Here is a 26,989-nt window from a genome sequence, read left to right as displayed (position 1 = left end):
ACGCATACTGAATCAAGAGTATTTTATCATATTTTTGTCACCGTATCACTCAAAACAAAAATTAATCCCATTCATACGGGGTTTCCTGATATACGTAATAATTCAGCCAATTCATAAACAATAACGTTGCATGAGCTTTCCAGCGGTTAACAGGTTCTTTCCCGCCGGGCGCAAAATAGTGCTTAGGAGCTTCTACGTTTGAAAGATTTCTCTCTATGTCTCTCTCATACTCCTGAAGTAGCGTATCGGTATCATATTCCGGATGACCCGTTAAGAAAATCTGTTTTTCGTCTTTTGAAACGATTAAACAGACCCCCGCTTCCTCTGAAACGCTGAGCACATCCAGATCCGAAGCCGATTGCAGCTGCTCCGTATTAATATCTGTATGCCGTGAGTGGGGCACATAGTATAGCTCGTCAAATCCTCTTACCAATCTCTCATGTTTTTTAAGAACGGTATGCTCAAACACACCGAAGATTTTTTTCGGCAGCTCCACTTTCTCAATGCCGTAATGATAGTATAAACCGGCTTGAGCGCCCCAGCAGATATGGAGGGTTGAAGTGACATTCGTTTTGCTCCATTCCATGATTTCCTTCAATTCTTCCCAGTAAGAAACATCTTCAAACGGCAGGTGCTCAATCGGAGCCCCGGTAATAATCATTCCGTCAAACCGTTTGTGGCGGATGCTGGAAAAATCCGTATAAAACTCATCCAGATGCTGCCTTGCCGTATTTTTTGGAGTATGTGTGCTCGGAATTAAGAACGTAAAGTGAACTTGTAAAGGTGAATTCCCAAGCATCCTGAGGAGCTGGGTTTCCGTTTGGATTTTTTTCGGCATCAGATTTAAAATCACGATCTTCTGCGGCCGGATATCCTGATGAAAAGCCCGGCTTTCATCCATTACAAAGATGTGTTCACTTTCAAGCACCTGCTTAGCGGGCAGGTGATTTGGTATATTAATAGGCAACATGCCACCTCCGTTATTCCCCGTTAATTTTCTTCATTATAGAAATTTTTAAGCCATTTTTCAATCCATCCCGGCGTAATAAACCGCATTTAACGCATAATGACAGGGATAAAAGCGGCAAATGGGCATAAATTCGGAGCGGCTCTTTATTATGACGGGTAAAGAGCCGTTTGGTTCCTCGAAAAAAACGTTTTCCGTTAAGTGGAAGGAAAAAGCGGTTGCCGTTTGTTTTGCAGTGTAAAACAGGTAAAATAAATGAAGAATGTAAAAAGGAGGGCCGCAGATGACAATTTACGATATAAACGTACGGACCATAACAGGCGAAGACATGACGCTATCGGCTTACAGAGGCAAGGTGATGATCATTGTGAATACAGCAAGCAAATGCGGATTCACATCCCAGCTCAAGCAGCTTCAGGAGCTCTATGATACATATCGGGAGGAAGGTCTTGAAATATTGGGATTTCCCTGCAACCAATTCATGAACCAAGAACCTGGAAACGAAGCGGAAATTCAAGAGTTCTGTGTGAAAAACTACGGAGTCACATTCCCGATGTTTGCGAAAGTTGATGTCAATGGAGCAGACGCTCATCCTCTCTTCACATATCTGACGGAACAGGCGAAGGGGATGCTCGGCACAAAAGCGGTCAAATGGAATTTCACTAAGTTTATCGTGGACCGAAACGGTAAAGTCACCGGGCGTTTTTCACCGAACGTCAACCCAAAAGAGCTTGAAGATACGGTACAGAGGCTTTTGGCCGATAAGAGGTGATACGGTGAACGAAAAAGAGCAGCTGGAAAGCGTCAGGAATTGGGTCAAAGAAAAGCTTATCAATGAACGAACGGGCCATGACTGGCTTCATATTTCCCGGGTCGCAACACTTTCTGTTTATATGGCAAAAGAAGAAGGCGCCGACTTATTTATCACTGAGACGGCCGCGCTGGTTCATGATCTAATTGACGCCAAGCTCGAAAAAAGCGAAAGGCTGACGGCGGGCGAAGTGACAGAACGGCTGGCTGCTTTCAACATCGCGGCTGACTCCATTCAGGAGATCACGGATATTATCACGAGAATGTCATTCAGACACAGGGAACTGCTGATAAAGCGGCCGCTTTCATTGGAGGGGAAAGTTGTTCAGGATGCAGACATGCTTGATGCGATCGGCGCAGCGGGCATCGGCAGGGCTTTTATGTTTGCCGGGGCGAAGGGTCATCCGATGTACGGTGCTCAAACAAGTGTGCTGGCCCATATAGAGGATAAATTAATCAAGCTTAAAGGCTTAATGAATACAAAAGCGGGGGCCGGTTTAGCAGAGGAGCGGCATCAATTTCTTTTACAGTTCGCCGCCCGTATCCAAAAAGAGGCCGGCATTTGCAAAAGCTAAGCGGCGCAATAGAACGCTTGTGCCGACTATGTTAGAATAAGTGTCAGATTGCGCATAGGAGGACCAATATGAAGATTAAATCAATAGAACCGACGCCGAGTCCGAACACGATGAAAGTGATTTTGACTGAAGAGCTTCCGGCAGGGAAAAGCAACAATTACAAGCCCGATCAGGCAGATGATGCTCCGGTTGTCGTACGTGATATTTTAAACATTGAAGGAGTAAAGGGCGTTTATCACGTTGCCGATTTCCTGGCTGTGGAGAGAAACGCACGTTTTGACTGGAAGGAAATTCTGCCTCAGGTCCGTTCCGCTTTCGGAATGGAACATACGGAGCAGTCTGAGAGCCGTTCTGAACAGGAATCGTTCGGTGAAGTGAAGGTTTTCGTACAAATGTTCAGCGGAATCCCGATGCAGGTCAAATTGACGGACGGCGAACGTGAAGAACGCTTCGGCCTTCCGGAACGTTTCCAAGAAGCCATTTTAAAGCTGCGTTCCGAAGCTTCAAATGTTGTATTTGAGCGGACTTGGAAAGAACAAGGCGTGCGCTTCGGGGATTTTACCGAAATCGGACACGATGTCACAGAAGAGCTTCAGGCCGCCTACAGTGATGAGCGGCTCAAACGTCTGACAGAAGCAGCCGCACAGCAAAAGGGTGAGGCCAGACCGGCAGTGCAGCGGAAAGCTTATAAAGTGACACTGGACATGCTTGATGATGAAGACTGGAAACAGCGCTATGCCCATCTTGAGCAAATGGATCCGGGTGAAGACGATTTACCAGTATTGGAAAAGGCGCTGCATGATCCGAAGACTTCGATCAGAAGACAAGCCGTCGTTTATTTGGGAATGATCGAAAAGCCGTCTGTGCTTCCGCTGTTATACAAAGCGCTTGAAGACAAAACGGTGACGGTCAGAAGGACGGCGGGTGACTGTCTGTCGGATCTCGGCGATGCGAGCGCCATCCCGGCCATGATGAAATCGCTCAGTGACTCAAGCAAGCTCGTGCGCTGGCGCGCGGCCATGTTTTTATATGAAGTCGGCGATGAAAGCGCGCTGGAAGCATTAAAAGCGGCGGAAGACGATCCGGAATTCGAAGTCAGCCTGCAAGTCAAAATGGCGATTGAACGGATTGAGCACGGAGAAGAGGCGAAAGGTTCAGTCTGGAAACAGATGACTGAAAGCAGAAAAAAAGAACAGTTATAACAAAAAGGTGCGCCATGCACCTTTTTTATTTGAATTCACTTTTTATAAAAATTATTTAGAATATTGTTGAAAAATGATTCAAAACTCTATATAGTAAGTACAATATTAATTGTTGGAGGGTTTTTATCGAAATACAGAAAGAATAGAAAAGCGAGACAGGGCAAAGACACTGTAAAATTTGCAGAACACGCCCTAGAATAAACTGAAAATTTTAAAAATAGTGCACAGTCTAAAAACAGTAGGGGGATCACCATGGCAGAATTACGCAGCAACATGATCACACAGGGAATTGACAGAGCGCCGCACCGCAGCCTTCTTCGCGCTGCCGGCGTAAAAGAAGAAGACTTCGGCAAGCCGTTTATCGCGGTCTGTAATTCATACATCGATATCGTTCCCGGGCATGTTCACCTGCAGGAATTTGGAAAAATCGTAAAAGAAGCAATCAGGGAAGCGGGCGGTGTGCCTTTTGAATTTAACACGATCGGAGTAGATGACGGAATCGCGATGGGGCATATCGGCATGAGATATTCGCTGCCGAGCCGCGAAATCATTGCCGATTCAGTTGAAACGGTCGTCTCGGCGCACTGGTTTGACGGAATGGTCTGCATTCCGAACTGCGACAAAATTACGCCGGGAATGCTGATGGCGGCTATGCGGATTAATATTCCGACCATTTTTGTCAGCGGGGGGCCGATGGCAGCCGGCCGTACAAGCGACGGCCGCAAAATTTCGCTTTCTTCAGTATTTGAAGGCGTCGGCGCATATCAAGCCGGGAAAATCGGTGAAAGCGACCTGCAGGAGCTGGAACAGTTCGGCTGCCCGACGTGCGGATCTTGTTCGGGCATGTTTACGGCAAACTCCATGAACTGTCTGTCTGAAGCGCTCGGTCTGGCGCTTCCGGGCAACGGAACAATTCTTGCAACTTCACCGGAAAGAAGAGAGTTTGTGAGAAAATCAGCGGCCCAATTGATGGAGACCATCAAAAAAGACATTAAGCCGCGCGATATCGTCACCGAAAAAGCGATTGACAACGCATTTGCGTTAGACATGGCTCTCGGCGGCTCAACCAACACAGTGCTACATACGCTTGCGCTTGCCAATGAAGCTGGGGTTGAGTACTCTTTAGAACGCATTAACGAAGTGGCTGAACGAGTGCCTCACTTATCGAAATTGGCGCCGGCCTCGGACGTCTTCATTGAAGATCTGCACGAAGCGGGCGGAGTCTCGGCGGCCCTTAATGAATTAGCGAAAAAAGAAGGGGCGCTTCATCTTGACGCGCTGACTGTAACAGGCCGCACACTCGGAGAAACAATTGCGGGTCATGAAGTAAAGGATTATGACGTGATTCATCCGCTTGACAATCCGTTTACCGAAAAAGGCGGTTTGGCCGTCCTGTTTGGGAATCTGGCTCCGGACGGCGCCATTATCAAAACAGGCGGCGTGCAGGACGGGATTACAAGACATGAAGGTCCCGCTGTCGTCTTTGATTCCCAGGATGCCGCGCTTGAAGGCATTATAAACCGCAAAGTAAAAGAAGGAGATGTTGTCATTATCCGTTATGAAGGGCCAAAGGGCGGCCCGGGCATGCCGGAGATGCTCGCTCCGACGTCTCAGATTGTCGGAATGGGGCTTGGCCCGAAAGTGGCGCTTATTACAGACGGCCGTTTTTCAGGAGCGTCCCGGGGCCTTTCAATCGGGCACGTATCGCCTGAAGCGGCTGAAGGCGGCCCGCTCGCATTCGTAGAAAACGGCGACCATGTCATCGTTGACATAGAAAAACGGATTTTGGACGTACAAGTGCCTGAAGAAGAATGGGAAAAACGCAAGGCCGAATGGAAAGGCTTCGAGCCGAAAGTAAAAACAGGATATCTAGCCCGGTATTCCAAACTCGTAACAAGCGCCAATACGGGCGGAATCATGAAAATATAAAACAGAGGCCTGAACAATTGAATTCCGGCCCCCTCTATAGTATCCTTGACTTCATATAAGGATTTTAGAGGGGGCTTTTTTATGTCAATGGCTTATGAAGAATATATGCGACAGCTGGTCGTGCCGATGCGCCGTGAGCTGACGGGTGCGGGTTTTCAGGAATTAACGACTGCTGAAGAAGTAGAAAGCTTTATGGAACAGGCAGAGGGCACGACATTGGTCGTTGTCAACTCCGTGTGCGGCTGTGCAGCCGGTCTTGCCCGTCCGGCTGCGACTCAGGCTGTTTTACAGCATGAAAAAGCGCCTGATCATACGGTTACCGTATTTGCCGGTCAAGATAAAGACGCAACGGCAAAAATGCGTGAATATTTTACGGGGCAGGAACCTTCCTCGCCTTCAATGGCGCTGTTAAAAGGGAAAGAGGTCGTTCATTTTATTCCCCGCCACGAAATCGAAGGGCATGACATGGAGGAAATTATGAAAAATCTGACGGATGCCTTCGATGCGCACTGCTGAAATGCCCGAATTCCGGGCATTTTCTTTTTGGAGAAAAAATGATCACAACGAGTTACCGACCAAGCGAATATACGATACACACAGCGCAGTCGCTCAGTGTCAAGCTGGGTGACACTTACTGCAGCCGCAATAAACAGCCCATTGAAAAAATGCTGGAACGAGCGGCTAGCGATCTTTTAGTCATCGGAAAGGAACGGTTCGAACTTTACACGAAGCAAGGGGAGAAGTTCTTTTTTCACCCGAATACAGCGATGTTCCGCGCTAAGCGGTTTTTGAGAGGGGAAGCCGAGCCGTTGTTAAAAGCAGCCGGATTACGCGAAGGGGATTCCTTTTTAGATTGTACGCTCGGCCTGGCATCCGATGCGATTTTGGCAAGCCTGGCAGTCGGAAAAAGCGGACAAGTCATCGGCCTGGAGAAAAACAAGCTTGTCTCATTGCTTGTTGAAACAGGACTTCAAACGTGGGAAACCGGAATGGAGCAGCTCCAAACCGCCATGAAACGCATTCAGGTCAAACATGCTGACTGCGCCGATTATTTGCTGGAGCTTCCTGATTCATCGGTAGATGTCATTTATTTTGACCCGATGTTTCACGAACCTGTTGAAATGTCAGACGGCATTGCACCGCTCCGCGCGCTGGCAGAAGAGGGTTTTAACGAAGAGTGCATCACGCAAGCCGTCCGCGCGGCGAAAAAATGCGTAGTGCTTAAAGACCATTGGAAAAGCCCGCGGTTTGAACGATACGGCTTCAAGGTGCTGAAAAGAAAGACGGCGCTTTTCCACTTCGGTGTCATCCATGTGAGCTCATGATATCATGGGCTTCTTTTTCGTTAATCAGTGATTTCCATAACGACAAAATAAAGCAGCGTGAGAAGTGATACAGTCGCAAATAAAGCGTTAATCATCTCATCCCCTCCTTTTTCTCCTTCTTATTGTAAGCGGTTTATCCGCTCAGTCACAGTTACCAATTTCCCATATTGCATGATAATACGCTGCCGGACATGACGCCGCGCTTTCATCTATGCTAAAATAAAGGAAAAGAGGACAATAAAACAGAGGGGAACAATCTGTCATGAAATTGTGGATGAAAAAGACCCTTGTGGTTCTGTTTACCATTGTAACGTTCGGACTCGTGTCTCCTCCGGCTGCTTTGATGACAGACAAGCCTTCAGGACAGTCGAGCAGTCTTGAGCAGAATGATTACACCGCTTTTTATGATGAACACGCCCTCCCGGGAGAAGAGAAGGCAGGGCGGGAGCCTGAATTACTGTTTCAATCGTATCAGCAGCAGCTTCTCGGTGATGCTGAAAATCAATCATTTTTAAAATTCGGCAGCAAAATCTCTCCGGTCATTGAAGATGACTACAGAAGTGAAATTCTGCCGAAAATCGAAGATGTGATCACAGGACATTTAGCCAAGTTTCAAGATGATGAAGCGTATCAGGATGTGGTTATTTCCAGCAAACCGTCGGCCGGAAAAACTGAAAAAATTTTTCATGTGTATAACAGGCTGACGGGTGAAGATCTTTTAAGGTTCCACGTCCGCCGGGATCATCCTCCGCAAGACGGCTACTGGTTTAATTTTCATTACCATACCGCTGAAGACGGATTTCAATCACATCATGAGCTCGGCAGCATTTACTGGGACCGCAATACGCCGCCTGACTGGATGAGCGTGTAATAGCGAGAAGAAATAAAAAAATCATTTCTGAGAAATTTTGCAGAAATGATTTTTTATTGTGTTACACTACTAAAAGACTACTTTAAAAGGATGAAAAAAATGAAACAATATAAAGATTTGTGCCGTCATGTGTTAGAAAACGGAGAAAAAAAAGGAGACCGTACGGGAACGGGTACGATCAGCACGTTCGGCTACCAAATGCGGTTTAACCTTCAGGAAGGTTTCCCGATGCTTACGACGAAAAAGCTCCATTTTAAATCCATCGCGCATGAGCTGCTTTGGTTTTTAAAAGGAGATACGAATGTCCGCTACCTTCAGGAAAACGGAGTCCGCATCTGGAACGAATGGGCGGATGAAAACGGAGAACTCGGACCGGTTTACGGTTCTCAATGGCGTTCATGGCGCGGAGCGGACGGCGAGACCATTGATCAAATCTCCCGACTGATTCATGACATCAAGACAAACCCGAATTCCAGACGTTTAATCGTCAGCGCCTGGAATGTCGGCGAAATTGATCATATGGCGCTTCCGCCTTGCCACTGCCTGTTTCAGTTTTATGTCGCGGACGGAAAACTCTCGTGTCAGCTTTATCAGCGCTCAGCGGATGTCTTTCTCGGCGTGCCGTTTAATATTGCGTCTTATGCGCTTTTAACAATGATGATCGCGCATGTGACGGGGCTTGAACCGGGTGAGTTTGTTCATACATTCGGAGACGTCCACATTTACCAAAACCATGTGGAGCAGGTGAATTTGCAGCTGACAAGGGATGTCCGTCCGCTGCCGAAACTGCGGTTTGCGCGAAATGTTGATTCTATTTTTGATTTTACGTTTGAAGACTTTATCATTGAGGATTATGACCCGCATCCGCACATAAAAGGAGCTGTCAGCGTATGATTTCGTTTATTTTTGCGATGGATGAAAACCGGCTGATCGGAAAAGATAACGATCTGCCTTGGCACCTTCCCGATGATCTCGCATATTTCAAAAAAGTGACGACAGGCCACACCATTGTAATGGGGCGGAAAACGTTTGAATCAATCGGACGCCCGCTTCCGAACCGGCGTAACATCGTTGTAACCTCACGGGACGAATCTTCATTCCCGGGCTGTATTACCGCTGACTCGGCTGAGGAAGTGCTCAAGCTGATCCCGGCGGATGAAGAATGCTTTGTAATCGGCGGCGCCCAGCTGTACAGTGCGCTCTTTCCTTACGCGGACAGACTCTACATGACAAAAATTCACCATGTCTTTGAAGGAGACCGTTTTTTTCCGGAATTTAATGAAGCTGAATGGGAATTGACATCCCGCAAACAGGGAGTAAAAGATGAAAAAAACCCTTACGATTATGAGTACCTTGTATACGAGAAAAAGAATTGAGTTTAAGCAGGGGGACAAGAATTGATTCGTTACGGCTGCCTTGTGATGTACGTTGTATTTATGTTCATGAAAAATATTCAGGAATATATCAATCAAAAAGAGCTTGACCCGCGGCTTTCTTTTCAAAAACAGATGAGGCTGGTGTATGAGCGGCCGAAAGCCTTTATGAGAGGCTGCATTGACGTGTCGGGATCGGTAATCGGCATTCATCATGATCAGCCGATACCGGACGGCCCCGTATTGTATGTGCATCCCAGATTGCGCCCGGCTGATCTTCTGCTGCTTGCGGGACATCTTGAAGAGCCGGCTGGTTTTATCGCTGGCGAGAAAGCTTTCCGGATGCCGTTTCTCGGAAATTGGCTGCGGCTGATGGGTGTCATTTGTGACGGAGACAGCCGGGATGCCGTGTTTCAGGAGGCAGAAGTCCGTCTGCAAAAAGGGCAAAGCCTGATTCTGTCCGAAGACGGAAAAATCAATCCGGAGGAACTGGCCCTTCGTTTCGATCTCCCGATTGTGCCTGTCAGCACTTCGGGAACAGACCGGCTGCTGCGGGGCAGATTACTGAAACGGCTGAAACCGGCTGACATTGAATTACATATAAAGCCCGCTTATTATCCGGCCGGTCAGAAACGGCTCCGTGCATAAAAAAAGCACAGTCTCTATAGAGAGGCTGTGCTTTTTTATTTCAGATAAAGGGGACTTTGACGCAATAAAATAAAATACAGAAAAACATCGAGGCGCTGCCGCCTAAAACAAAACTGTGCCAAATGGCGTGATGATACGGAACCTTTCTCCAAATATAAAATATTGTGCCGGCGGAATACAATAAGCCGCCGAAAAGAAGAAGGCCGAAACCGGGGCCTGACAGCGAAGCGTACAGCGGTTTAATGGCGACGATGATCAGCCAGCCCATCATTAAATAGACAAGCGTTGAAAAAATGATAAACCGCTTCACGAAAAAGATTTTAAACACGATGCCTCCGATGGCAAGCGACCAAACAATAATTAAAAGGGTCAGACCGAGCGCCCCTTTAAGGGGTCCTAATAAAAATGGCGTATATGTTCCGGCTATTAATACGTATATCGCGGAATGATCCACAATCTCAAGAATGTCTTTCGTTTTTTTATGCTGAATGCTGTGCAAAAGAGTCGAGCTGAGATACAGCAGCAGCATTGAAGCGCCGAAGATTGAAAAGCTGACGATGTCTGTCGGCGAGCCGTATTTCACCGCGAAGATAATGAGAAAAATAAGCGCCGGAATCGACAGCAATACACCGATTCCGTGTGTGACGGCATTTGCGATTTCTTCTTTTATTGTGAACAATCAAATGTCCTCCTTTTTAAAGGATTTGTTTTTGCAGTGACTGCAAAAAGCTCAACCCTTCTAATGTAATTTTTGTTCCAGCGCGTCCTCGGCCTTTTGTCACATAGTTCATCTTTTCTAAGTAATCAAGCCTGTTTCTGACCTGCTGGGGCGATAATGTCATTGTGCTGTTTTCGCTTAATTCGGATATGCTCCGTCTGCTGGCGGGTTCGCCTTTTGTATTTAAGTCTTTAATTGATTCCAAAATAAACAAAAACTCTTCTTTCTCCATCAATGTCAGCCGTTTTTCTTTTTTCTTAGCTGTTTTCGCTTTCTGGCTGTTTTTGATATACAGCGGGACATCATCGGGATAAATCGTGCTGCCGGATGCTGCCGCGGCCATATAGTACGCCGCATTTTGAAGTTCTCTGATGTTGCCGTTAAAGGTGTGCCGCTCAAACAGCGGATAAACGGACGGATCGATATGAATATGCTGCCCCGAGGCTGTCAGCATATGCTGCAGAAGAAGCGGTATATCGCTTTTTCGTTCAGATAAAGCAGGGAGCGGAAGGCATAACACGTGAAGCCTGTAAAATAAATCTTGGCTGAACGTATTTTCTGCGCCGGTATCGCCAAGATCCGCCGTGCTGCTTGCAATGATGCGGGCGGAAAGCCCGGCATCCAGCTTGGAAAGAAGGCGGGCCTGTACCGAGAGCGGCATGTCTCCGATTTCATATAAGAATAATGTTCCGCGGCTGGCCCTGTTTAATGCGCCTTCAGCGCCGAACAGTTCATATTCGAGCCGCTCTTCGCTTTGGCTGCAGTGAACGGTAATAAATAGTTCGCTGTTTCTGCGGGATTTATGGTGAATCGCTTTGGCCATTTGTTTTTTTCCGGTTCCGACTTCACCCGTTATGAAGACCGGCAAATCAGATAAGGCAAATTGCGAGGCCAATCGTTTCGCTTCTGAAAAGGTGTGGTGTTCGCCGGCCAGCTGATAAAAAGGATCAGTTTGTTCAATTACACTCATGAATTGGCTCCTTTTGGTTCTAATTGGTTTAAGTATAACACGTTTATGCGATCGAAAATATCTTTTTCTCTTGTATCGGTTCATTTAATTTTATTTACAAAATTAAAATAATTGTCTTATTATTTGAATATTCATGTTATAATGGCATATTAAATAGGGATTTAAATAAGAAAGGACTCTGTAAATGAAACCGTTGCTTAAAGAAGACTCTCTCATCCAGGTAAAAGACATTTTAAAAGCGCACCAAAATGTAAAGGACGTTGTGATACATACGCCTTTGCAGAGGAATGACAGACTTTCTGAGAGGTATGGCTGCAATATCTATTTGAAAAGAGAAGACCTGCAGGTGGTCAGATCATTTAAGCTCAGAGGGGCTTATAATAAAATGAGGCAGCTCTCAAAAGAGCAGACTGAAAACGGAATTGTATGCGCAAGTGCGGGAAACCATGCGCAGGGGGTTGCGTTTTCATGCAAACACCTCGGCATTCACGGCAAGATTTTTATGCCGTCAACCACACCGAGACAGAAAGTATCCCAAGTGGAACTGTTCGGAAAAGAATTTGTTGAAATCATATTGACGGGTGACACTTTCGATGATGCGTATAAGAGTTCTGCGGAATGCTGTGAAAAAGAAAACCGCACGTTTATTCATCCGTTTGACGATCCCGATGTCATGGCCGGACAGGGAACGGCTGCCATCGAAATTTTAAATGACATTGACGTTGAACCGCATTTTCTTTTTGCAAGCGTAGGGGGAGGTGGACTCCTGTCCGGGCTCGGCACGTACATGAAAAACATCTCGCCGGATACAAAAATCATAGCGGTAGAGCCGAAGGGCGCAGCCTCCTATTTTGAATCGAAAAAAGCCGGACAAGTGGTTGAACTTGAGAAAATCGATAAATTTGTCGATGGGGCGGCCGTAAAAAAAATCGGCGCGGAAACCTTTCAAACGCTCGAAACCGTCGTCGATGACGTTGTGCTTGTCCCGGAAGGAAAAGTGTGCAGCACGATTCTCGAATTATATAATCAATGCGCCATCGTAGCGGAGCCGGCGGGGGCATTGTCCGTGTCAGCACTTGATTTGTATAAGGAAGAGATTAAAGGGAAAAACGTCATCTGCATGGTCAGCGGAGGGAATAACGACATCGGCAGAATGCAGGAGATGAAGGAGCGCTCCATGATTTATGAGGGGCTGCAGCATTATTTTATCGTTAATTTCCCGCAAAGGGCGGGAGCGCTTCGCGAATACCTAGATGAAGTGCTTGGGCCTGATGATGACATCACCCGGTTTGAATACACGAAAAAAAATAACAAAAGCAGCGGCCCCGCATTGGTCGGCATTGAGCTTAAGCATCGGGAAGATTACGGCGCGCTCATTGCCCGGATGAATCAAAAAGGATTTCATTACGTAGAGGTGAATAAAGATCAGGATCTGTTCCACCTGTTAATCTGACTTTTTTTAGAACGACGCGCAAAATGACAGACACGCTTTCTCAGATTGTATATAATAAAAAGAAAACAATCGAAAAAGAAGGATTGATATCTTGTTACTCAAAAGCCTAGAGTTCAAACGACAGGACGGGATTCAGGTAAAAGTGACAGAAATACCGGTTGTCACGGAAGGTGAACATTATTTTTTTCAAATTCATCAGCACCTTGAGCTTTATTTGAGAGAGGTTTTTGCTTCACAAAGTGTGAGAACAGTGTATTCATTCCGACAATATGTCAAGCGCCGTATGAAGTGGAAAGATTACGAGGCCGTTTTCAACCAAGAGATTTTAAAACATAACGCATAACGGTGCATATTCCTTAGCGCCTTCCTTTTGATAAGGGAGGGTGCGGGAATTTTTTTATGATGAATGCTGTAAGCGTTTTATCCATGGGGGGAATGGAAATGAAAAAAATGAAAATCTTCGCTGCCGTCTTTTGTTTGCTGCTCTTGTGCGCCTGCGGGGGGAAAACGATAAAAGACCCGCTGAACTATCAGATTGAACCGTTTTCATACCAGAACCAAGACGGGAAAACAGTGTCACTGAATAGCCTGAAGGGGCATGTCTGGATTGCCGACTTTATGTTTACAAATTGTAATACGGTCTGTCCGCCGATGACGGCCCACATGACCGAACTGCAAAAAAAACTGAAGGCTGAGAATCTGGACGTGCGGATTGTGTCGTTCAGTGTAGATCCTGAAAAGGATACGCCGAAACAGCTGAAAGCATTTGCTGCCAAATACCCGCTCTCACTTCGCAACTGGGATTTTCTGACCGGTTACAGCCAAAAGGACATTGAAGATTTTGCGCTGAACAGCTTTAAAGCAATCGTCAAAAAGCCGGAGGGAGAGGACCAGGTCATACATCAAACCTCTTTTTATTTAGTCGGACCTGATGGCAAGGTGCTTAAAGATTATGACGGCGTGCAGAAAGTTCCGTATGATGACATCCTCTCAGATGTCAGAGCGGCTGAGGAGCTCAAGTAAACTGGCAGATTAGACATTTTCAAATCTGAAAAAACATGTTACACTTTCCACTAGTAGAAGGGGAAGGAGCAACCAGATTGAAGCTGCGAATGTTCTCATTGATCGCCGGACTGGCTTTGCTTTTATCAGCTTGTTCTGTCCAGCGCACCGGTTCTGACGCTGAAGAACCGAAAACGAAAGATCATATTGTCATAGCTGCGGTCGGTGATTCATTGACTGAAGGAGTAGGAGATCCTGACGGTTCAGGATACGTCGGCAGGGCAGCGGAGTCTCTTAAGAAAAAGGGACATGTGAAAACGGTAGATATTAAAAATTATGCGGTGCAGGGTGACAAAACGTCGGACCTGCTGGAAAAGCTTGATAATAAAAAAGTTCAGAAATCATTAAAGAGCGCCGACTATATCTTTTTTACCATCGGCGGTAATGACTTAATGAAGGTGCTCCGCCAGAATATGATGCAGCTGACGGTTCAGCCGTTCCAAAAGGAAGAGAAACCTTTTGAAAAACGATTCAAGGCGATCGTTTCAAAAATCCGCAAATATAATGAAAACGCAGAGCTGGTGTATGTCAGCATGTATAATCCATTCACGTTTACGCTGCCTGAATTAAAAGAAATTAATGGGGTTGTGACGGATTGGAACAAGATCGCCGCAAAAGAGCTGGAAAAAGATCCCCACGCCGCTGCGGTGAATGTTGAAGACTTGTTCAGTCAAAAAAGCGGCAGCAGACGGATTTCAAAGGATGATGATTTTCATCCGAACGCAAAAGGGTATGCACTCATCGCCGATCGATTGTACGGCATCATTGAAAAACAAGGGTTACCAGCAGAATAGGGTGAAATGATGAAAAAGTGGAAATCGCTGTTTTTTGTTCTTCTCGCACTCAATGTGATTGCCGCCGCGGTAATTGTGACATTATTGGTTATGCCGGGAGAGCAGGCGAAAATACAAGATCAGACAAAAAGTGAGTACGGCTTTCATATCACGAGCTCGAAAGAATCTCTTGCCAGGTTTGTGAATGCGTACTTAAAAGAGAAGGCATCGAATCAGCTTGACTACAAAGTGGACATCAATAACGATGTGCACGTGGCAGGTAAAATCAAAGCATTCTCAACCTCCATTAACGCGGTCGTCACATTTGAACCGTCCGTACAGGAGAACGGAGATGTGATGTTGAAAGTGACGAAGTTTTCATTAGGCGAATTAAGCCTGCCGATCAGCTTTGTGCTGAATTATATGGACAGCTTTTATGAACTCCCGTCATTTGTGCACGTTCATTCCGGGGATAAAAGCATCGAGATCCGTCTGTCGGAAATGCCTTTAGACAACGGCATGTATGTAAAAGCGGATAAAATCAATCTCGACACGGATGAAATTGAATTTTCCTATTATCATCCGAAACAATAAGTTTTCATAAAAAAAACACAGATCCTTTCAGGGATTTGTGTTTTTTCGTGTCAGCGTTTTTTATCCAGCTTGCTGAACAGTTTGATTAACGTTGCGAGCTCTTCATCAGAGTAGCAGTCAAACCGTTTAAAAAAGTATTCTGTTTTTTTCTGGTTGAAATGATCGACAATTTTCTCCCCGGCTTCCGTAATATGGATTCTGATAATTCGTCTGTCCTCTTTGGAACGGATGCGGGTGATCCATTCCTTTTCTACTAAAGCGTCGGTCACTGCGGTAATGTGGCTTGCGGAGACCTCAAGAATGGGGGCGAATTCCGTTACTTTTTTAGGTCCTTGTTCACTGAGAATCCGCAAAATGATAAATTCATTCCTGGACAGCTCTTTATCTAGAATTTCATTAACTTCATTTCTGATTTGTTTAAACACTTTTCGAAGCAAAGCTTCCATATCATACATCATTTGTGTCCTTACTTTCAAATCATGAACCTCCAATATGTAGTCAGCGTGGCATTCGTTTAGCTTCCCCTGAAAGCAGAATTATTTTTATTCTGTTTATACATGCTATAATATAATAATACCACGTATGAACAAAGGAGGGCACCCGTATGTCAGAAAAAAAAGAAATCGCCACATTTGCAGGCGGCTGTTTTTGGTGCATGGTGAAGCCGTTTGACGAACAGCCCGGGATTGAAAAGGTGGTGTCCGGCTATACAGGAGGTCATACTGAGAATCCGACTTACGAAGAAGTGTGCAGTGAAACGACCGGACACAGAGAAGCCGTTCAAATCACATTTCAACCTGACATTTATCCGTATGAAAAGCTTGTCGAGCTGTTTTGGCAGCAGATCGACCCGACTGATGCAGGCGGCCAGTTTGCAGACCGCGGAAGTTCATATCGGGCGGCGATATATTACCATAATGATGAACAAAAACAAATCGCTGAAGCCTCAAAAAAACAGCTTGAAGAAAGCGGCATATTTAAAAAGCCGATCGTGACAGACATCTTGAAGGCTGAGCCTTTTTATGAAGCGGAAGGCTATCATCAGCACTTTTATAAGAAAAATCCTGATCACTACGGGCGCTACCGTGTAGGTTCCGGACGTCAAGGCTTTCTGGATGAGCATTGGAGGGACAGATAAGATGGCTTTTAATAAAGAAGAAAAAATCAAATCATTAAACCGCATGCAATATGAAGTCACACAAAATAACGGAACGGAGCCGCCGTTTCAAAATGAATTCTGGGATCACAAAGAAGAGGGGCTGTATGTTGATATCGTATCGGGAAAGCCCTTGTTTACTTCTCTGGATAAATTCGATTCTCATTGCGGCTGGCCCAGTTTTACAAAACCGATTGAGGAAGAAGAGGTTGACGAAAAACTGGACACAAGCCACGGGATGATCCGGACGGAAGTGAGAAGCAAAACAGCTGATTCCCACTTAGGCCACGTATTTAATGACGGTCCGGGGCCAAGCGGTCTCCGTTATTGCATTAACTCTGCGGCACTCCGGTTTATTCCGAAAGACAAGCTGAAGGAAGAGGGCTATGAAGCCTGCCTGCATTTATTTGAAAAATAGAGCTCAGCAATGAGGCCTGCCTATCAGACAGGCCTTTTTTCTATGTTTTTTTTTCTTCATGTAATCGTTCAATAATCTTTACGATTGTGTCTTTTGTGATGAGCGGCGCCTGATCGGATTGATATCTGGGGAGATTGACCTTCCGAAATTCCGGATGTTTGGCGGGTTCCGGCAATATTGCGTAAAGATTGCCCCATTCATATAAAGATTCCGTCTCATGAGGAGAGGTCAGTTCTTCATGAAGCTTCTCACCGGGGCGTTTTCCCACTTCAACAGCGGCTGGCCGCGGCAGTCCGTGCCGGAACGCATATTCTTCAAATCCGTGAAGCAGTTCTTCAAGCCTCAGGGACTCCATTTTAAAAATAAACGTTTCTCCGCCCTTTGTAATCGCCGCAGATTGCAGGGTGAGCGTTGCGGCATCATCAATCGACATAAAAAACCTCGTCATGTTTTTATCCGTAATGGTGAGCGGGCCGCCAGCCATTAACTGCTCAAATAAAATAGGAATAACGGAACCGCGTGAACCTAGAACATTGCCGAAGCGGACCGAACAAAATACCGTACCGCGGTTTTGAACATGATGATTCGCCTGATGAAACAGCTTTTCGGACAACAGCTTCGTAGCTCCCATTGTGTTTACCGGGGAAACGGCTTTATCGGTTTTTTAAGATATTTACTGCATTTTGAGGGACTATCAGTGACGGTGAGGTCGAAAACGAAAAATTAAACCTTAGGATAGGGGTAATTTCAAACTGAGCCGGAATTGGCCCTTTTCTTTTTTGTGTCATCGTAACGATAACTTCTTTGAAGACCATTCTTAATAGCGCGTTCTTTTTCTCTGTGCTTGATTCATTGTGATATTGATCAATTATCTTATTTATGTTGTTTCTGACTGTATTACTGTCTATTTCTGATTGCGCTTCTTGGGTTCCATTGAGCTCATACTTGGCAATCTGGAGTTCTTTAAATTCTTCATCTAAAACAGCTTTTCTTTTCAAAAAAAGTTCATCAGTGTAAATGCCGCTCTCATATTTCTCGAAGATAAAATTCTCTTTGTTTTTTAACTCTTGTTCTTTTTGTGAAAGATGTTCAGACATTTGCTTTTTTGTTTTCACATTACTATTTATGTCTTCGTATTTAGAAATCATTGAAATGATATGTTTTGTTAAAGTCTTATTATCTAAGTTGCTTAAAGAAGAGAGGTAATCCAAAATGGCATTTTCAACATCGTTATATCTTACATAAGTGCATTTATTCTTTTTGCAAGTGAGTGATTTAACGTGATACACACTTTTCGTGCCGTTTTTGTTTTCTCGCGTTCGTCTAGTTTCGTATTTAGATAATGGTTCACCGCACTTAGAACAAGTGCATACGCCTGCCAATTCACTTAATTCCAATGCATTTTTATTAGGCAGCAGGGGGACTTTGTTTGCAATTTTATCTTGTGATTGTTGAAATTGTTCTTGATCTATTATAGGGGCATGTGCATCCGATACTACAATTTGTTCCTTTTCAGGTCTAATTGTTCGTTTACCGTCTTTTGTTTTTTCCCTAACCTTATATTTAACAGTTCCGATATACGCTTCGTTTTGCAGAATTGCTTTAATTGTGTATTGATTCCAGCGCTTTTTTCCTGATGGAGTCGGTATTTGTAATTTTGTTAAGTGAGAAGCAATCGCTGTATAACTATAATCTTTTCCATTCAACCCATTTAAAAAGATGTTAAAGATGAATTGAACGACTTTTGCTTTTTCTTCGACTGGGACTAGTTTGGATGTTTTTTTGTTTAACCGGTATCCATAAGGCGCTAGTCCGGAAATCCATTTCCCTTGTGCCGCATATGTGTATTTAGCGCCTGTCATACGCTCTCTGGTCATTTCAAATTCTTCTCTGGCCATAAACAATTCAAAACGAATCTGACGCATGTCTGCAGGATTTCGAGGGTCATAAACTTTATATGGTGTAATGATAATCAATCGCTTGCTTTGAAGAAGGTTAACAATTTGTCCCGCATCACTGTAGCTCCCGCGGCTGAGTCTTGTTATTTCTTTAACAGCAATTGCCTGGTACTTACCTTCCTCGAGGTCTTTAAGACATTCTTTAAAAACAGGGCGGCCCTCAATGCTTTCTCCTGACCCGATTTCCATTTTTAATTCATAGGGGATTTCAATCGACTTCAGTATTTTATTCATGAGTTCTTTTTGTTCTGTTAGCGTATCTTCGCCTGTTCTTTTTTCTCGCTCCATATCCTGACGAGAGCGTCTAAGATAACCCAAAATATTTGTAATGTTGTAAGAATGAACGATGTTTTTTAATTCCAAAAAAACAGCACCTCCTCTTTATTGTATTTACTGTAAAAACAGTAGTATTCGTACAATATTCTGTCTGACATTGAACACGAAAATAACCTAATAAATATTGTAGGGGCTGTATTCTTTAAGTGTTGGGCTAAAGAGCTCCCTCATACGCTCTATGTTTTTTGTTAGCCTGAGAAAATACCCAAATAAAAAAGAAGCCTCAGAGGACTTCAAAATAGTTAATTCTTCTCACATGCAAAGTTGTCATTATCCCGATCCATTTTAGATGTATAAGCAGGGTGAGTGCTTGGTACACCATGCGGATATTTCTTTCTCAGCTCTGTGCAGTTTGCAAAGTGTTCTGTTCCTCCAGCAGAAGGGGAGGCTTGAGCAGAGTTAGAAGAGCTGCTTGATGCTGAACCGCTTGAGTTCGATTTATGTGTCTCGGATTGATGTGTTGCAACTGACTTTTGAGCCGGCGTCGGTCTATATGATGTCGGGAAAGACACGGTAACCGGTTTATGGCAGCTGATCAGCAAACCTGATGAAGTTGTCGAAGGTATCATAGGGGCAGTTGCTCATCCAATTAACACGTATAATTCCATTTCAACAGCTATTGAGGAATCGTATCAAAAGGATATGGTAAATGGAGATGCGTATTCCAGATCAAGATGGGTGACATATGCGATAGGTACAGTAGTTACCTCTGTAGTAGGCACAAAGGGAGCCGGTTCACTTACAAAAGCAGATGTAGCAGGAAAAGTCACCTCTAAAGTCAGTAAAGCAAGCCAGAAGCTGAAAGATGTCTCAATTGCTGATTTATTGCCATATAATCCTCGTTATGATGTTGTTCCGGCTGGAGGAGTTCCTTATAATGTAGTTAACAGTGAAAATTTAAAGAATCGTCTACTTCAATTAATAAAGTCAGCCAATCCTAGAACAAGGTTGCCCAGAAATCATGGGAAATGGGAAGGGACTCCTGGTAACGGTAAATGGCACTCAGATAGACCAGACGTTAATGCAGTTACTAAAGGAGAACCAGTCACTTTTATAGATGGCAGACCGATTTTTACACCGTGGAGCAAAGGGACGATTAAGTTTAAACCAGGAGAACTGAAAGGTACTAAAAAGGATTTTCCAGCAGTTTATAAACGTATTCAAAAAATGAAAGGCTTTAAAACCCAAAAAGAAGCTGAAAAATGGCTGAAAGAAGTAGTTAGATTAACACCGCATCATTTAGACAATAACACCATCCAATTAATCCCTATGGATTTACATGGTAATATACCACACGTGGGTTCAGCATCTGATTTAAGAGGAGGATTTTAAATGGGCTTACAGGTAATCAAGAAAAAAATGAGTGAATTTAATTTAGATATAAGACTTGATAAGAACATAAATTCTCATCAAGTTCTTAAAAAGTTTGAGGACGAAAATTCTTTCGACATATCAGATGATTATAAAGAGTTTCTCAATTTATACGGGGAATGCTGGATAGAGGAAGATAATGTGTTTTTTCCTGTTTTAGAGGACAATCCACTAGCAGATAACGGTAATCTCCGGTTGGGATATTTCTACGGTCTTAATAACAATGATGCTAATATTATCAAATTAAAAGAGGATCTTTCAGAACAAATGCCGGACTGGATTATACCGATTGCTGATGGTGACGGAGGAGATCAAATTTGTCTTGGTGTGAAAGGGGAGGCAGCAGGGAAAGTTTATTTTTGGGATCATGAATTGACAAATGGAGTAAAAGACACGTTTTTGGTGGCAAATTCTTTCTCTGACTTCATTCAAAGTCTGTTTATAGAAGAGACAGCAGATGAGGACGATGAAGACGATGGTATTTTATCTATTGAGCTAGATGATGATTTATTAAACAGTTAAGCAAAAGTATTGCAATTGTATGAGATGATGCAAAAGTAAGCATTCGCAATCAAAATAAAATAATGGTTTTATCCATAAAACAAAAGTTTTGCAAATTATTTCAATCGTTTTACTTAATGTGTTATAATCAGAACTGTAAGACATTTGATTGGTTATAGCGTATTTCTTTAATGAGAAATGCATAAAATAAAAAAGGCCGGGGTGCTACCAACACCCCGGCTCTGTACAAAAAGTTGCCCATCAAAGGGCTTGCTCGATGTGGTTTCTAGGTAGACCTATCCCTTCAGGTTCTGAGGCTCAAGGGAGGTCTATTTTTTATTTATATACGTCAACAGGGCAATTATAAACGACCCGAATGCAAGCATTAGCATTAATGCCTGGAATGTTGACATAGCATCACCCCCTTTCATTAGGGGATGAGCAAGACTCCCTCGAGTGAGCAAAACTTACTGTACAGGAAATACTATACTATACGTAAATGACCTTGCCGTTAAAAATTCACAATATATCGGCAACGTGAAAGGAACTTGCAAAATGCAGGTTCTTTTTTTGTATTCTGTTATTAAATCATTTGGGTGATTGTCGATATTTAACACGTGTAAAAATGGAAAAGGTGCTACAATTATAAAAAGCTCTGAGAGGATTGTGATTATGTGATTATTGGTGGTGAAAATAAACTCAAGCGATCTTATTTAAGATCCAAAATTCTTAGCATTTTGCAGCTTGGGTACAGAAGGATTGGAGGGGGTAATCCTACTCCTTCATCAATTAGTTTTAGTGAATTCTGTGATAAGCTTGAGAAAAATGAAGTAGTCAAACCCGAGAACCAAAAAAGCTCACTTGATCAAAATAAGTCTTTAGATTATTGGAACCAGGAGGCAATCTTTCTGCGCTAGATTCGCAGGTATTAGATATTATTAAAAAAGCTTATAACTTAGGCATGGTTAATAAAGATAATATGCTATTGCGAAACGAAGCTATTAATGCTTATAAAAATTCTATTTAAATAATGAAAACAATGCCCAGCTTAATAAAAGTTGGACACTGTTTTTTATTGATCATCTTTTTCTTCTTGAAGTTACTTTTCATTTCCTTCGTTCTTTATTATTGACAAATATATGTAAAATGCACAAAGCTTAAAAGGGAAAGATTATTAAGATAGAGCAAGTGGTCTTACTTTGATTATCTTAGGACGTTATGAAGGACAATCAACATGAAGAGGCTTTAGAATTGCTTATAAAGAAATCTAAGTCAAAGAGAAAATGAGAAAACGGGAGAGGATTTGATGAAGAAGTTTATCCGAGGACAATCTTAGTGGTAACAGCCCTTGGATTATCAAGTTTTGGTATTTACGCTAATAGTAGTACAGCAGCTGATAAGGATGCACTGTAAGAAATTTATTAAAAAAAGCTGATGCCAAAATTGAGTTTCAAGGAGAAATCTAAAGAAATCAGGTTGCATTTTTCTGTTCCCCACTTTTATTGGAAGTCAAGTGTCATGAGTTGCTTAAAGATACAGAAGAAAATGGTATATTAAAGTTTGGGATTAAAAAAGGGTAAATTAAAGGAAAGCAATTCTCCACAATACCTGAAACCTGGTGAGCATTAAAGCCTGTAAACCCAAATAAAACAGGTATGTATAATAACAAAGGATAATTAATAATTGCTCCCCCAACACCAAGCATCCCAGACAGTCCAGGTTTTTTTTGCAACATTATCCGGTGTATGGGCTTACCGGAAAGGTGGTTACTTAAATAAAGAGCTTATCACCATCATGGGATTAAGTATTTTGATTGGAAGTCTAATGGGTGGTTATGGGTCACATTTTTTCTCTGAAGATATCATAAACCTGGTCTACGGAATATTGGTGATAATTGCCGCAGTCATGATGTTTATTCCAAAGACAGGAACAGAAGATAATCAAAGTGATCACATTCGCCCTCCAAAGATATTGACCTCAATAATGACTTTTGTTATCGGTTTGGCTTCAGGTATAGTCGGTGCTGGCGGCGCTTTTCTACTTTTTCCACTAATGTTAGTCGTTTTAAAAATCCCTACAAAAATCACAATCGCAACATCACTCGCAGTTACATTTATTTCATCGATTGGAACAACAGTTACAAAGCTCGTAATTGGACAGGTGCCTTTTATGCCAGCTTTAGTAATAGTGGCTGCCAGCCTGATTGCATCTCCGATAGGTGTTTTAATTGGCAAGAAAATGAATGCTAACATTCTTCAAGGTATTTTGATATTCGTTATTTTGATTACAACAGTAAAAATTTGGTTTGATATCTTACATTAATTGTTGAAGATGTTCTATATTAAGACATAATTTTTAGAGAAATCAAAAAATCCGCTTTGAAGGAGGAATTAGATGAAAGAGGTTGCAGAGCTAACTTCACTGGTTCCAATTGGAAATTCATAAACGATCATAAATTAAGTTATATATATCAAGGTATCAATGCACGGTATGTCACGCTGCTTAGAAAGTACTGTTGGCTCGATTTCCAAGGATCAAAATGGAATACATAAATGCTGACATAGTGGAGGGGAAGGTTTTCTCAGTTCCGTGCTTTTTTTGTTTATTAAGGAAACTGGTTTCTAAGAGTAGCACATGTTTTTCGATTTGAACAGATTGAATAGAAGTTAAGTCTATCAATTGTGTGAGGAATTATAAGACCTTCGAATCTCAACTCTTTAATTTCTATAGGATAGCTGTCTTAAAATCATTATGTTGGAGGGTGCATTATGTGTCAAAACCCAACTTTTTTTGAACGGCATAAAGAAGAAAAGTCAATGGAAAGCGGCTATTTAAGGCAAATCTTCTACTATTTGCAGGATGGAATCATTATTATGGATCAGGAACGTAGAATTTTGGTGATGAATCCGTCCGCAGAGAAAATGACGGGATGGAAATTAGATGATAAGGTTCCATACTGTTCCTACTGTCAAAAGAGAAAACTGGAAGCGGGAGAAGAGCGTTGTTACTTGTTGGCCAAGCGTGAAGTCCCTTATTTTCTTTCTGCAATGCCGACCTATGAGGGACGATTCGTCGACATGGAGATGAGCACGGCTGTTATATATGAAAACGACGAACAAAAGAAACAAGAAGTACTTTTGGTTCTGAAAGATATAACAATAAAGAAAGCAGAAGAGGAAGCTAGGATCTCCAAGCTGGTTCTGCAAAAAACATTGGAGGCACAGGAAAACGAACACAAACGATTGGCTCAAGAACTCCACGATGGAGTAGGACAATCGCTTTATTCAATTTCAGTAGGCATTCAAGCAATTCAATCTCGTATTCATCAGGAGGAAAAATTTAAAGAATACATGCAGGAGATCGTTGATGAACTGGAAAATGCGATACAAGACATCAAGCTCTATACTCTTCAGTTGCGTCCGCATAGTCTCGATCGGTTGGGGCTGGTCCCTACTGCTAAGTACTTAGTTTCTAGCTTGAATAAAACTCATAAGGATTTTTCTATTACGTTTACCTGCAGCAATGTCAGCGATCGCATGCACCCAGTTTTGGAAATCAATTTATATCGCATCATTCAGGAGGCGCTGCATAATGCTCTGAAATATTCGCAAGCGACATTTATTGAAGTCATATTGCAAAAAGAAGCCAATAAGCTAACTTTGATGATTCGGGACAACGGCATTGGTTTTGATCGTGACCTAATAGCGGAAGGTCTGGGGCTCAAACATATGAAAGAGAGAGTAGATCAAATGGAAGGAAGTCTTCGAATTCACTCCGTTCCTTATAAAGGTACGTCTATTAAAGTGGAAGTACAGTATAAGGAGGGGAAGGAGAGTGATTAGGGTATTGTTGGTCGATGACCATACAATGATTCGAAAGGGTCTCCGTGTGCTTTTGGAAGGCTATCCTGAAATCAAAATTGTTGGGGAAAGCCATAATGGGAATGATGCGATCCTTAAGACAAGACAGTTGAAACCGGATGTGGTGTTGATGGATTTGTCGATGCCAACTGGATTGGATGGATTTACAGCAAGCAGTGAAATCCTTAAATTGAGTCTACCGGTTAAAATCATCATTTTAACTATGTATGATGAAGAGATATTTGTCCAAAAAGCAATCGAAGTAGGGGCTTATGGATACATTTTAAAGAACAGCCATTACGAACTGCTTTATAAAGCGATAGTCGAGGTTTCCTTAGGGAAACTCTTTTACAAGACATCTGTATCACAAGAGATTCTCTCTCAATGGATGACATCAGAATCTAAAAAGATTTTTTCTGTTTTAACAGTTCGAGAAAAGGAGATTGTTAGATTAATAGTACTGGGCTATACAAATAAAGAGATTGCTAATGAGCTATCGATTAGCTTCAAAACCGTGGAAAACCATAAGACGAATATTATGCACAGAAGTTAGAACTGGATTCGAAACATGAATTGATTCAATATGCGATCAATAACAACTATCTGGATCTTACATTGTAACGCACTGTTCCATGAACTGCCTATCATAAACTCATGGGATTTTTTTTGAAAAGAACTGGATTTCAGAAAAATAGGGGAGTCCCCCTATTTAGAAAAATTGATATGAAACTAAACTTAAAAATAGAGCTACTCCTCTATAAAAAAACAACAAATTTTTAAAAAGAAAAAGGGGATATCTATGGCAAAACAAGTTCATTATTCCATTGTAATTGTAGGAGCTGGAACTGCTGGTGTTTCTGTAGCTGCACGTCTCGTCCGAACTTCCAAAAACCTCAAAGGACAAGTTGCTATCATCGACCCAAAGTCCAAGCATTACTATCAGCCTTTGTGGACGCTAGTTGGAGCTGGCGCAGCGAAGAAGGAAGAGTCGGAGCGTGATCTAGCTTCACTGATTCCTGCTGGGGTTGATTTGATTAGCGATGCTGTAACGGTGTTTCGGCCGAGTCAGAACACGCTCCTTACAAAACAAGGAACGACCGTTTCCTATGATTATCTCGTTGTATCAGCCGGTTTGCAAATCGATTGGGATGGGGTAAAAGGCTTGAAGAACACTGTCGGAAAGAATGGCGTTTGCAGCAACTACTCGTATCATACGGTAGACAGTACTTGGGAAAACATCCGCAACTTTAAAGGCGGAACCGCCATTTTTACTCATCCGGATTCTCCTGTGAAATGCGGGGGAGCTCCACAGAAAATCATGTACTTAGCAGACGATTATTTCCGTAAGTCGAATGTACGCAATCAATCCGAAATCATATTTGCCTCCGCAAAATCAACTATTTTTGATGTCGCGAAATATGCTAGTTCGCTCGAGAAAGTCGTCCAGCGCAAGGGCATCCAAACAATGTATAAAAGAAACCTGACCGAAATTCGACCGAATTCAAGAGAAGCCGTGGTCAAGAATCTGGAGACCAAGGAGCTGGAGATCATGAAATACGATATTCTTCATGTTACTCCTCCGATGATAGCTCCAAAATTTATTAAAGAGAGTACATTGGCGGATGACAGCGGATGGGTGGACGTTGATCCGTACACTTTAAAGCATAAAAAGTTTAACAATGTTTTTGGAATCGGGGACTGCGCAAACTTGCCAACTTCTAAAACAGGAGCAGCCATTCGCAAACAAGCTCCGGTAGTGGCTAAAAATTTGATTTCTTTGATGACTGGCTCGTCACTAGGTGCGAAGTATAATGGTTATTCCTCTTGTCCGCTGGTAACAGGGTACAACAAAGTGGTGCTTGCTGAGTTTGACTATAACAAGGATCCGCAAGAAACATTTCCGTTTGATCAGTCAAAAGAAAGATTCAGCATGTACTTGTTGAAAAGAAGGTTGCTTCCCATCATATATTGGAATGGCATGTTAAAAGGATTGATGTAAGGAGAGGTCAGGAAGACAAGGACAAAGGTTTTGGTAAATATATAGATTGATATGTATGATAAAAAGTTCGAAAATCCTAAACATATTCCGCTTAAACTCGCTTCTCTATCCGATAAACTT

Annotated in this window: 25 protein-coding genes and 8 pseudogenes; 24 read left to right on the top strand and 9 right to left on the bottom strand. The window is 43.0% G+C overall.

Annotated elements, in window-relative coordinates:
• Positions 1-61: 61 nt before the first annotated feature.
• The gene (gene metA / locus ACKTRM_RS10200) at positions 62-967 is read right to left on the bottom strand and encodes a homoserine O-acetyltransferase MetA (RefSeq protein ID WP_003153608.1); all 906 of its coding nucleotides are present in this window, start codon (positions 965-967) and stop codon (positions 62-64) included.
• 283 nt (positions 968-1,250) lie between these two features.
• Here metA and ACKTRM_RS10195 point away from each other — a divergent pair, with 283 nt between their 5' ends.
• The 10 genes from ACKTRM_RS10195 (at position 1,251) to ACKTRM_RS10150 (ending at position 9,700) form a co-directional block, all read left to right on the top strand.
• Positions 1,251-1,739: a glutathione peroxidase gene (locus ACKTRM_RS10195; protein WP_012117811.1), complete on the top strand. Its 489-nt coding sequence runs from the start codon at positions 1,251-1,253 to the stop codon at positions 1,737-1,739.
• Between the two features lie 4 nt (positions 1,740-1,743).
• The gene (locus tag ACKTRM_RS10190) at positions 1,744-2,352 is read left to right on the top strand and encodes an HD domain-containing protein (RefSeq protein WP_023356977.1); all 609 of its coding nucleotides are present in this window, start codon (positions 1,744-1,746) and stop codon (positions 2,350-2,352) included.
• 68 nt (positions 2,353-2,420) lie between these two features.
• Positions 2,421-3,554, top strand: a complete 1,134-nt coding sequence (locus tag ACKTRM_RS10185) for a conserved virulence factor C family protein (protein ID WP_012117809.1) — start codon at positions 2,421-2,423, stop codon at positions 3,552-3,554.
• Positions 3,555-3,806: 252 nt separating this feature from the next.
• Positions 3,807-5,483: a dihydroxy-acid dehydratase gene (gene ilvD, locus ACKTRM_RS10180; RefSeq protein WP_007409524.1), complete on the top strand. Its 1,677-nt coding sequence runs from the start codon at positions 3,807-3,809 to the stop codon at positions 5,481-5,483.
• 81 nt (positions 5,484-5,564) lie between these two features.
• Complete coding sequence (locus ACKTRM_RS10175; protein WP_003153619.1) at positions 5,565-5,999, top strand: BrxA/BrxB family bacilliredoxin; 435 nt, start codon at positions 5,565-5,567, stop codon at positions 5,997-5,999.
• A gap of 38 nt (positions 6,000-6,037) precedes the next feature.
• Positions 6,038-6,808: a class I SAM-dependent methyltransferase gene (locus ACKTRM_RS10170; RefSeq protein WP_012117808.1), complete on the top strand. Its 771-nt coding sequence runs from the start codon at positions 6,038-6,040 to the stop codon at positions 6,806-6,808.
• A 262-nt stretch (positions 6,809-7,070) separates the two neighbouring features.
• Positions 7,071-7,679, top strand: coding sequence for a YpjP family protein (locus tag ACKTRM_RS10165; RefSeq protein WP_007409526.1), 609 nt, complete (start codon positions 7,071-7,073; stop codon positions 7,677-7,679).
• Positions 7,680-7,778: 99 nt separating this feature from the next.
• Positions 7,779-8,573, top strand: coding sequence for a thymidylate synthase (locus ACKTRM_RS10160; protein ID WP_003153622.1), 795 nt, complete (start codon positions 7,779-7,781; stop codon positions 8,571-8,573).
• A complete protein-coding gene (locus ACKTRM_RS10155; protein WP_012117807.1) occupies positions 8,570-9,055 on the top strand; it encodes a dihydrofolate reductase in 486 nt (161 codons plus the stop codon). Before ACKTRM_RS10160 ends, ACKTRM_RS10155 begins: the two co-directional genes overlap by 4 nt.
• 21 nt (positions 9,056-9,076) lie before the next feature.
• On the top strand, positions 9,077-9,700 hold the full coding sequence (locus ACKTRM_RS10150; protein WP_012117806.1) for a lysophospholipid acyltransferase family protein: 624 nt from the start codon (positions 9,077-9,079) through the stop codon (positions 9,698-9,700).
• 40 nt (positions 9,701-9,740) lie between these two features.
• On the opposite strand, the gene trhA is transcribed toward ACKTRM_RS10150, so the two are convergent.
• Together trhA and ACKTRM_RS10140 are read right to left on the bottom strand one after the other, a co-directional pair.
• Positions 9,741-10,379, bottom strand: coding sequence for a PAQR family membrane homeostasis protein TrhA (gene trhA, locus ACKTRM_RS10145; protein WP_007409529.1), 639 nt, complete (start codon positions 10,377-10,379; stop codon positions 9,741-9,743).
• Between the two features lie 16 nt (positions 10,380-10,395).
• Positions 10,396-11,388 (bottom strand): sigma-54-dependent transcriptional regulator, encoded by a 993-nt coding sequence (locus ACKTRM_RS10140; RefSeq protein WP_012117805.1) that lies wholly within the window; start codon positions 11,386-11,388, stop codon positions 10,396-10,398.
• A gap of 184 nt (positions 11,389-11,572) precedes the next feature.
• On the opposite strand from ACKTRM_RS10140, the gene ilvA reads away from it, so the two are divergent.
• The 5 genes from ilvA (at position 11,573) to ACKTRM_RS10115 (ending at position 15,270) form a co-directional block, all read left to right on the top strand.
• On the top strand, positions 11,573-12,841 hold the full coding sequence (ilvA, locus tag ACKTRM_RS10135) for a threonine ammonia-lyase IlvA (protein WP_007612085.1): 1,269 nt from the start codon (positions 11,573-11,575) through the stop codon (positions 12,839-12,841).
• 91 nt (positions 12,842-12,932) lie between these two features.
• Positions 12,933-13,184, top strand: coding sequence for a DUF2535 family protein (locus ACKTRM_RS10130; RefSeq protein ID WP_007409532.1), 252 nt, complete (start codon positions 12,933-12,935; stop codon positions 13,182-13,184).
• A gap of 98 nt (positions 13,185-13,282) precedes the next feature.
• Positions 13,283-13,864: an SCO family protein gene (locus tag ACKTRM_RS10125; protein ID WP_041482259.1), complete on the top strand. Its 582-nt coding sequence runs from the start codon at positions 13,283-13,285 to the stop codon at positions 13,862-13,864.
• A 77-nt stretch (positions 13,865-13,941) separates the two neighbouring features.
• A complete protein-coding gene (locus tag ACKTRM_RS10120) occupies positions 13,942-14,697 on the top strand; it encodes an SGNH/GDSL hydrolase family protein (RefSeq protein WP_003153635.1) in 756 nt (251 codons plus the stop codon).
• A 9-nt stretch (positions 14,698-14,706) separates the two neighbouring features.
• The gene (locus tag ACKTRM_RS10115) at positions 14,707-15,270 is read left to right on the top strand and encodes a YpmS family protein (RefSeq protein ID WP_007409535.1); all 564 of its coding nucleotides are present in this window, start codon (positions 14,707-14,709) and stop codon (positions 15,268-15,270) included.
• A 50-nt stretch (positions 15,271-15,320) separates the two neighbouring features.
• Here ACKTRM_RS10115 and ACKTRM_RS10110 read toward each other — a convergent pair whose 3' ends face one another.
• Entirely contained in the window at positions 15,321-15,746 is a 426-nt protein-coding gene (locus tag ACKTRM_RS10110; protein WP_012117803.1) for a MarR family transcriptional regulator, read from the bottom strand.
• A gap of 128 nt (positions 15,747-15,874) precedes the next feature.
• Here ACKTRM_RS10110 and msrA point away from each other — a divergent pair, with 128 nt between their 5' ends.
• Together msrA and msrB are read left to right on the top strand one after the other, a co-directional pair.
• A complete protein-coding gene (gene msrA, locus ACKTRM_RS10105) occupies positions 15,875-16,408 on the top strand; it encodes a peptide-methionine (S)-S-oxide reductase MsrA (RefSeq protein ID WP_003153641.1) in 534 nt (177 codons plus the stop codon).
• A 1-nt stretch (position 16,409) separates the two neighbouring features.
• The gene (gene msrB, locus ACKTRM_RS10100; RefSeq protein WP_007409536.1) at positions 16,410-16,844 is read left to right on the top strand and encodes a peptide-methionine (R)-S-oxide reductase MsrB; all 435 of its coding nucleotides are present in this window, start codon (positions 16,410-16,412) and stop codon (positions 16,842-16,844) included.
• Positions 16,845-16,884: 40 nt separating this feature from the next.
• On the opposite strand, the pseudogene ACKTRM_RS10095 reads toward msrB, so the two are convergent.
• From ACKTRM_RS10095 to ACKTRM_RS10085, 3 pseudogenes are all read right to left on the bottom strand, one after another.
• Positions 16,885-17,505 (bottom strand): annotated as a pseudogene (locus ACKTRM_RS10095) (polysaccharide biosynthesis protein); the annotation flags it as partial.
• Positions 17,481-19,165 (bottom strand): annotated as a pseudogene (locus ACKTRM_RS10090) (recombinase family protein). The pseudogenes ACKTRM_RS10095 and ACKTRM_RS10090, both read right to left, overlap by 25 nt.
• A 215-nt stretch (positions 19,166-19,380) precedes the next feature.
• Positions 19,381-19,524: pseudogene (locus ACKTRM_RS10085) on the bottom strand (excalibur calcium-binding domain-containing protein); the annotation flags it as partial.
• A 94-nt stretch (positions 19,525-19,618) separates the two neighbouring features.
• Between ACKTRM_RS10085 and ACKTRM_RS10080 the strand changes: the two are divergent.
• Positions 19,619-20,470, top strand: a pseudogene (locus ACKTRM_RS10080) (HNH endonuclease); the annotation flags it as partial.
• Complete coding sequence (locus ACKTRM_RS10075; RefSeq protein WP_012117799.1) at positions 20,471-21,031, top strand: SMI1/KNR4 family protein; 561 nt, start codon at positions 20,471-20,473, stop codon at positions 21,029-21,031.
• 308 nt (positions 21,032-21,339) lie between these two features.
• Here ACKTRM_RS10075 and ACKTRM_RS10070 read toward each other — a convergent pair whose 3' ends face one another.
• Positions 21,340-21,423: a putative holin-like toxin gene (locus ACKTRM_RS10070; RefSeq protein WP_082786706.1), complete on the bottom strand. Its 84-nt coding sequence runs from the start codon at positions 21,421-21,423 to the stop codon at positions 21,340-21,342.
• A 331-nt stretch (positions 21,424-21,754) separates the two neighbouring features.
• Between ACKTRM_RS10070 and ACKTRM_RS10065 the strand changes: the two are divergent.
• Positions 21,755-22,037: pseudogene (locus ACKTRM_RS10065) on the top strand (hypothetical protein).
• Between the two features lie 576 nt (positions 22,038-22,613).
• Here ACKTRM_RS10065 and ACKTRM_RS10060 read toward each other — a convergent pair.
• Positions 22,614-22,745, bottom strand: a pseudogene (locus ACKTRM_RS10060) (hypothetical protein); the annotation flags it as partial.
• Between ACKTRM_RS10060 and ACKTRM_RS10055 the strand changes: the two are divergent.
• From ACKTRM_RS10055 to ACKTRM_RS10040, 4 genes and pseudogenes are all read left to right on the top strand, one after another.
• Positions 22,718-23,332 (top strand): annotated as a pseudogene (locus tag ACKTRM_RS10055) (sulfite exporter TauE/SafE family protein); the annotation flags it as partial. The pseudogenes ACKTRM_RS10060 and ACKTRM_RS10055 overlap by 28 nt on opposite strands.
• Positions 23,333-23,778: 446 nt before the next feature.
• Complete coding sequence (locus tag ACKTRM_RS10050) at positions 23,779-24,852, top strand: sensor histidine kinase (protein WP_012117796.1); 1,074 nt, start codon at positions 23,779-23,781, stop codon at positions 24,850-24,852.
• Positions 24,845-25,491 (top strand): annotated as a pseudogene (locus tag ACKTRM_RS10045) (response regulator). Before ACKTRM_RS10050 ends, ACKTRM_RS10045 begins: the two are co-directional and overlap by 8 nt.
• A 178-nt stretch (positions 25,492-25,669) precedes the next feature.
• Complete coding sequence (locus ACKTRM_RS10040) at positions 25,670-26,869, top strand: FAD/NAD(P)-binding oxidoreductase (protein WP_012117794.1); 1,200 nt, start codon at positions 25,670-25,672, stop codon at positions 26,867-26,869.
• Positions 26,870-26,989: the final 120 nt, after the last annotated feature.

Origin of the sequence: Bacillus sp. D7-8, from assembly GCF_052055895.1 — a bacterium.
GTDB lineage: Bacteria > Bacillota > Bacilli > Bacillales > Bacillaceae > Bacillus > Bacillus velezensis.
This window is presented reverse-complemented; position numbering and strand designations above follow the sequence as displayed.

Coding starts and splice junctions, on each gene's coding strand:
- ACKTRM_RS10165 (WP_007409526.1), top strand. CDS start 7,071: ATGAAATTGTGGATGAAAAAGACCCTTGTGGTTCTGTTTACCATTGTA.
- ACKTRM_RS10040 (WP_012117794.1), top strand. CDS start 25,670: ATGGCAAAACAAGTTCATTATTCCATTGTAATTGTAGGAGCTGGAACT.
- ACKTRM_RS10155 (WP_012117807.1), top strand. CDS start 8,570: ATGATTTCGTTTATTTTTGCGATGGATGAAAACCGGCTGATCGGAAAA.
- msrA (WP_003153641.1), top strand. CDS start 15,875: ATGTCAGAAAAAAAAGAAATCGCCACATTTGCAGGCGGCTGTTTTTGG.
- ilvD (WP_007409524.1), top strand. CDS start 3,807: ATGGCAGAATTACGCAGCAACATGATCACACAGGGAATTGACAGAGCG.
- ACKTRM_RS10115 (WP_007409535.1), top strand. CDS start 14,707: ATGAAAAAGTGGAAATCGCTGTTTTTTGTTCTTCTCGCACTCAATGTG.
- ACKTRM_RS10140 (WP_012117805.1), bottom strand. CDS start 11,388: ATGAGTGTAATTGAACAAACTGATCCTTTTTATCAGCTGGCCGGCGAA.
- ACKTRM_RS10185 (WP_012117809.1), top strand. CDS start 2,421: ATGAAGATTAAATCAATAGAACCGACGCCGAGTCCGAACACGATGAAA.
- ACKTRM_RS10050 (WP_012117796.1), top strand. CDS start 23,779: ATGTGTCAAAACCCAACTTTTTTTGAACGGCATAAAGAAGAAAAGTCA.
- ACKTRM_RS10195 (WP_012117811.1), top strand. CDS start 1,251: ATGACAATTTACGATATAAACGTACGGACCATAACAGGCGAAGACATG.
- msrB (WP_007409536.1), top strand. CDS start 16,410: ATGGCTTTTAATAAAGAAGAAAAAATCAAATCATTAAACCGCATGCAA.
- ACKTRM_RS10160 (WP_003153622.1), top strand. CDS start 7,779: ATGAAACAATATAAAGATTTGTGCCGTCATGTGTTAGAAAACGGAGAA.
- ACKTRM_RS10075 (WP_012117799.1), top strand. CDS start 20,471: ATGGGCTTACAGGTAATCAAGAAAAAAATGAGTGAATTTAATTTAGAT.
- ACKTRM_RS10070 (WP_082786706.1), bottom strand. CDS start 21,423: ATGTCAACATTCCAGGCATTAATGCTAATGCTTGCATTCGGGTCGTTT.
- ACKTRM_RS10175 (WP_003153619.1), top strand. CDS start 5,565: ATGTCAATGGCTTATGAAGAATATATGCGACAGCTGGTCGTGCCGATG.
- ACKTRM_RS10170 (WP_012117808.1), top strand. CDS start 6,038: ATGATCACAACGAGTTACCGACCAAGCGAATATACGATACACACAGCG.
- ilvA (WP_007612085.1), top strand. CDS start 11,573: ATGAAACCGTTGCTTAAAGAAGACTCTCTCATCCAGGTAAAAGACATT.
- ACKTRM_RS10125 (WP_041482259.1), top strand. CDS start 13,283: ATGAAAAAAATGAAAATCTTCGCTGCCGTCTTTTGTTTGCTGCTCTTG.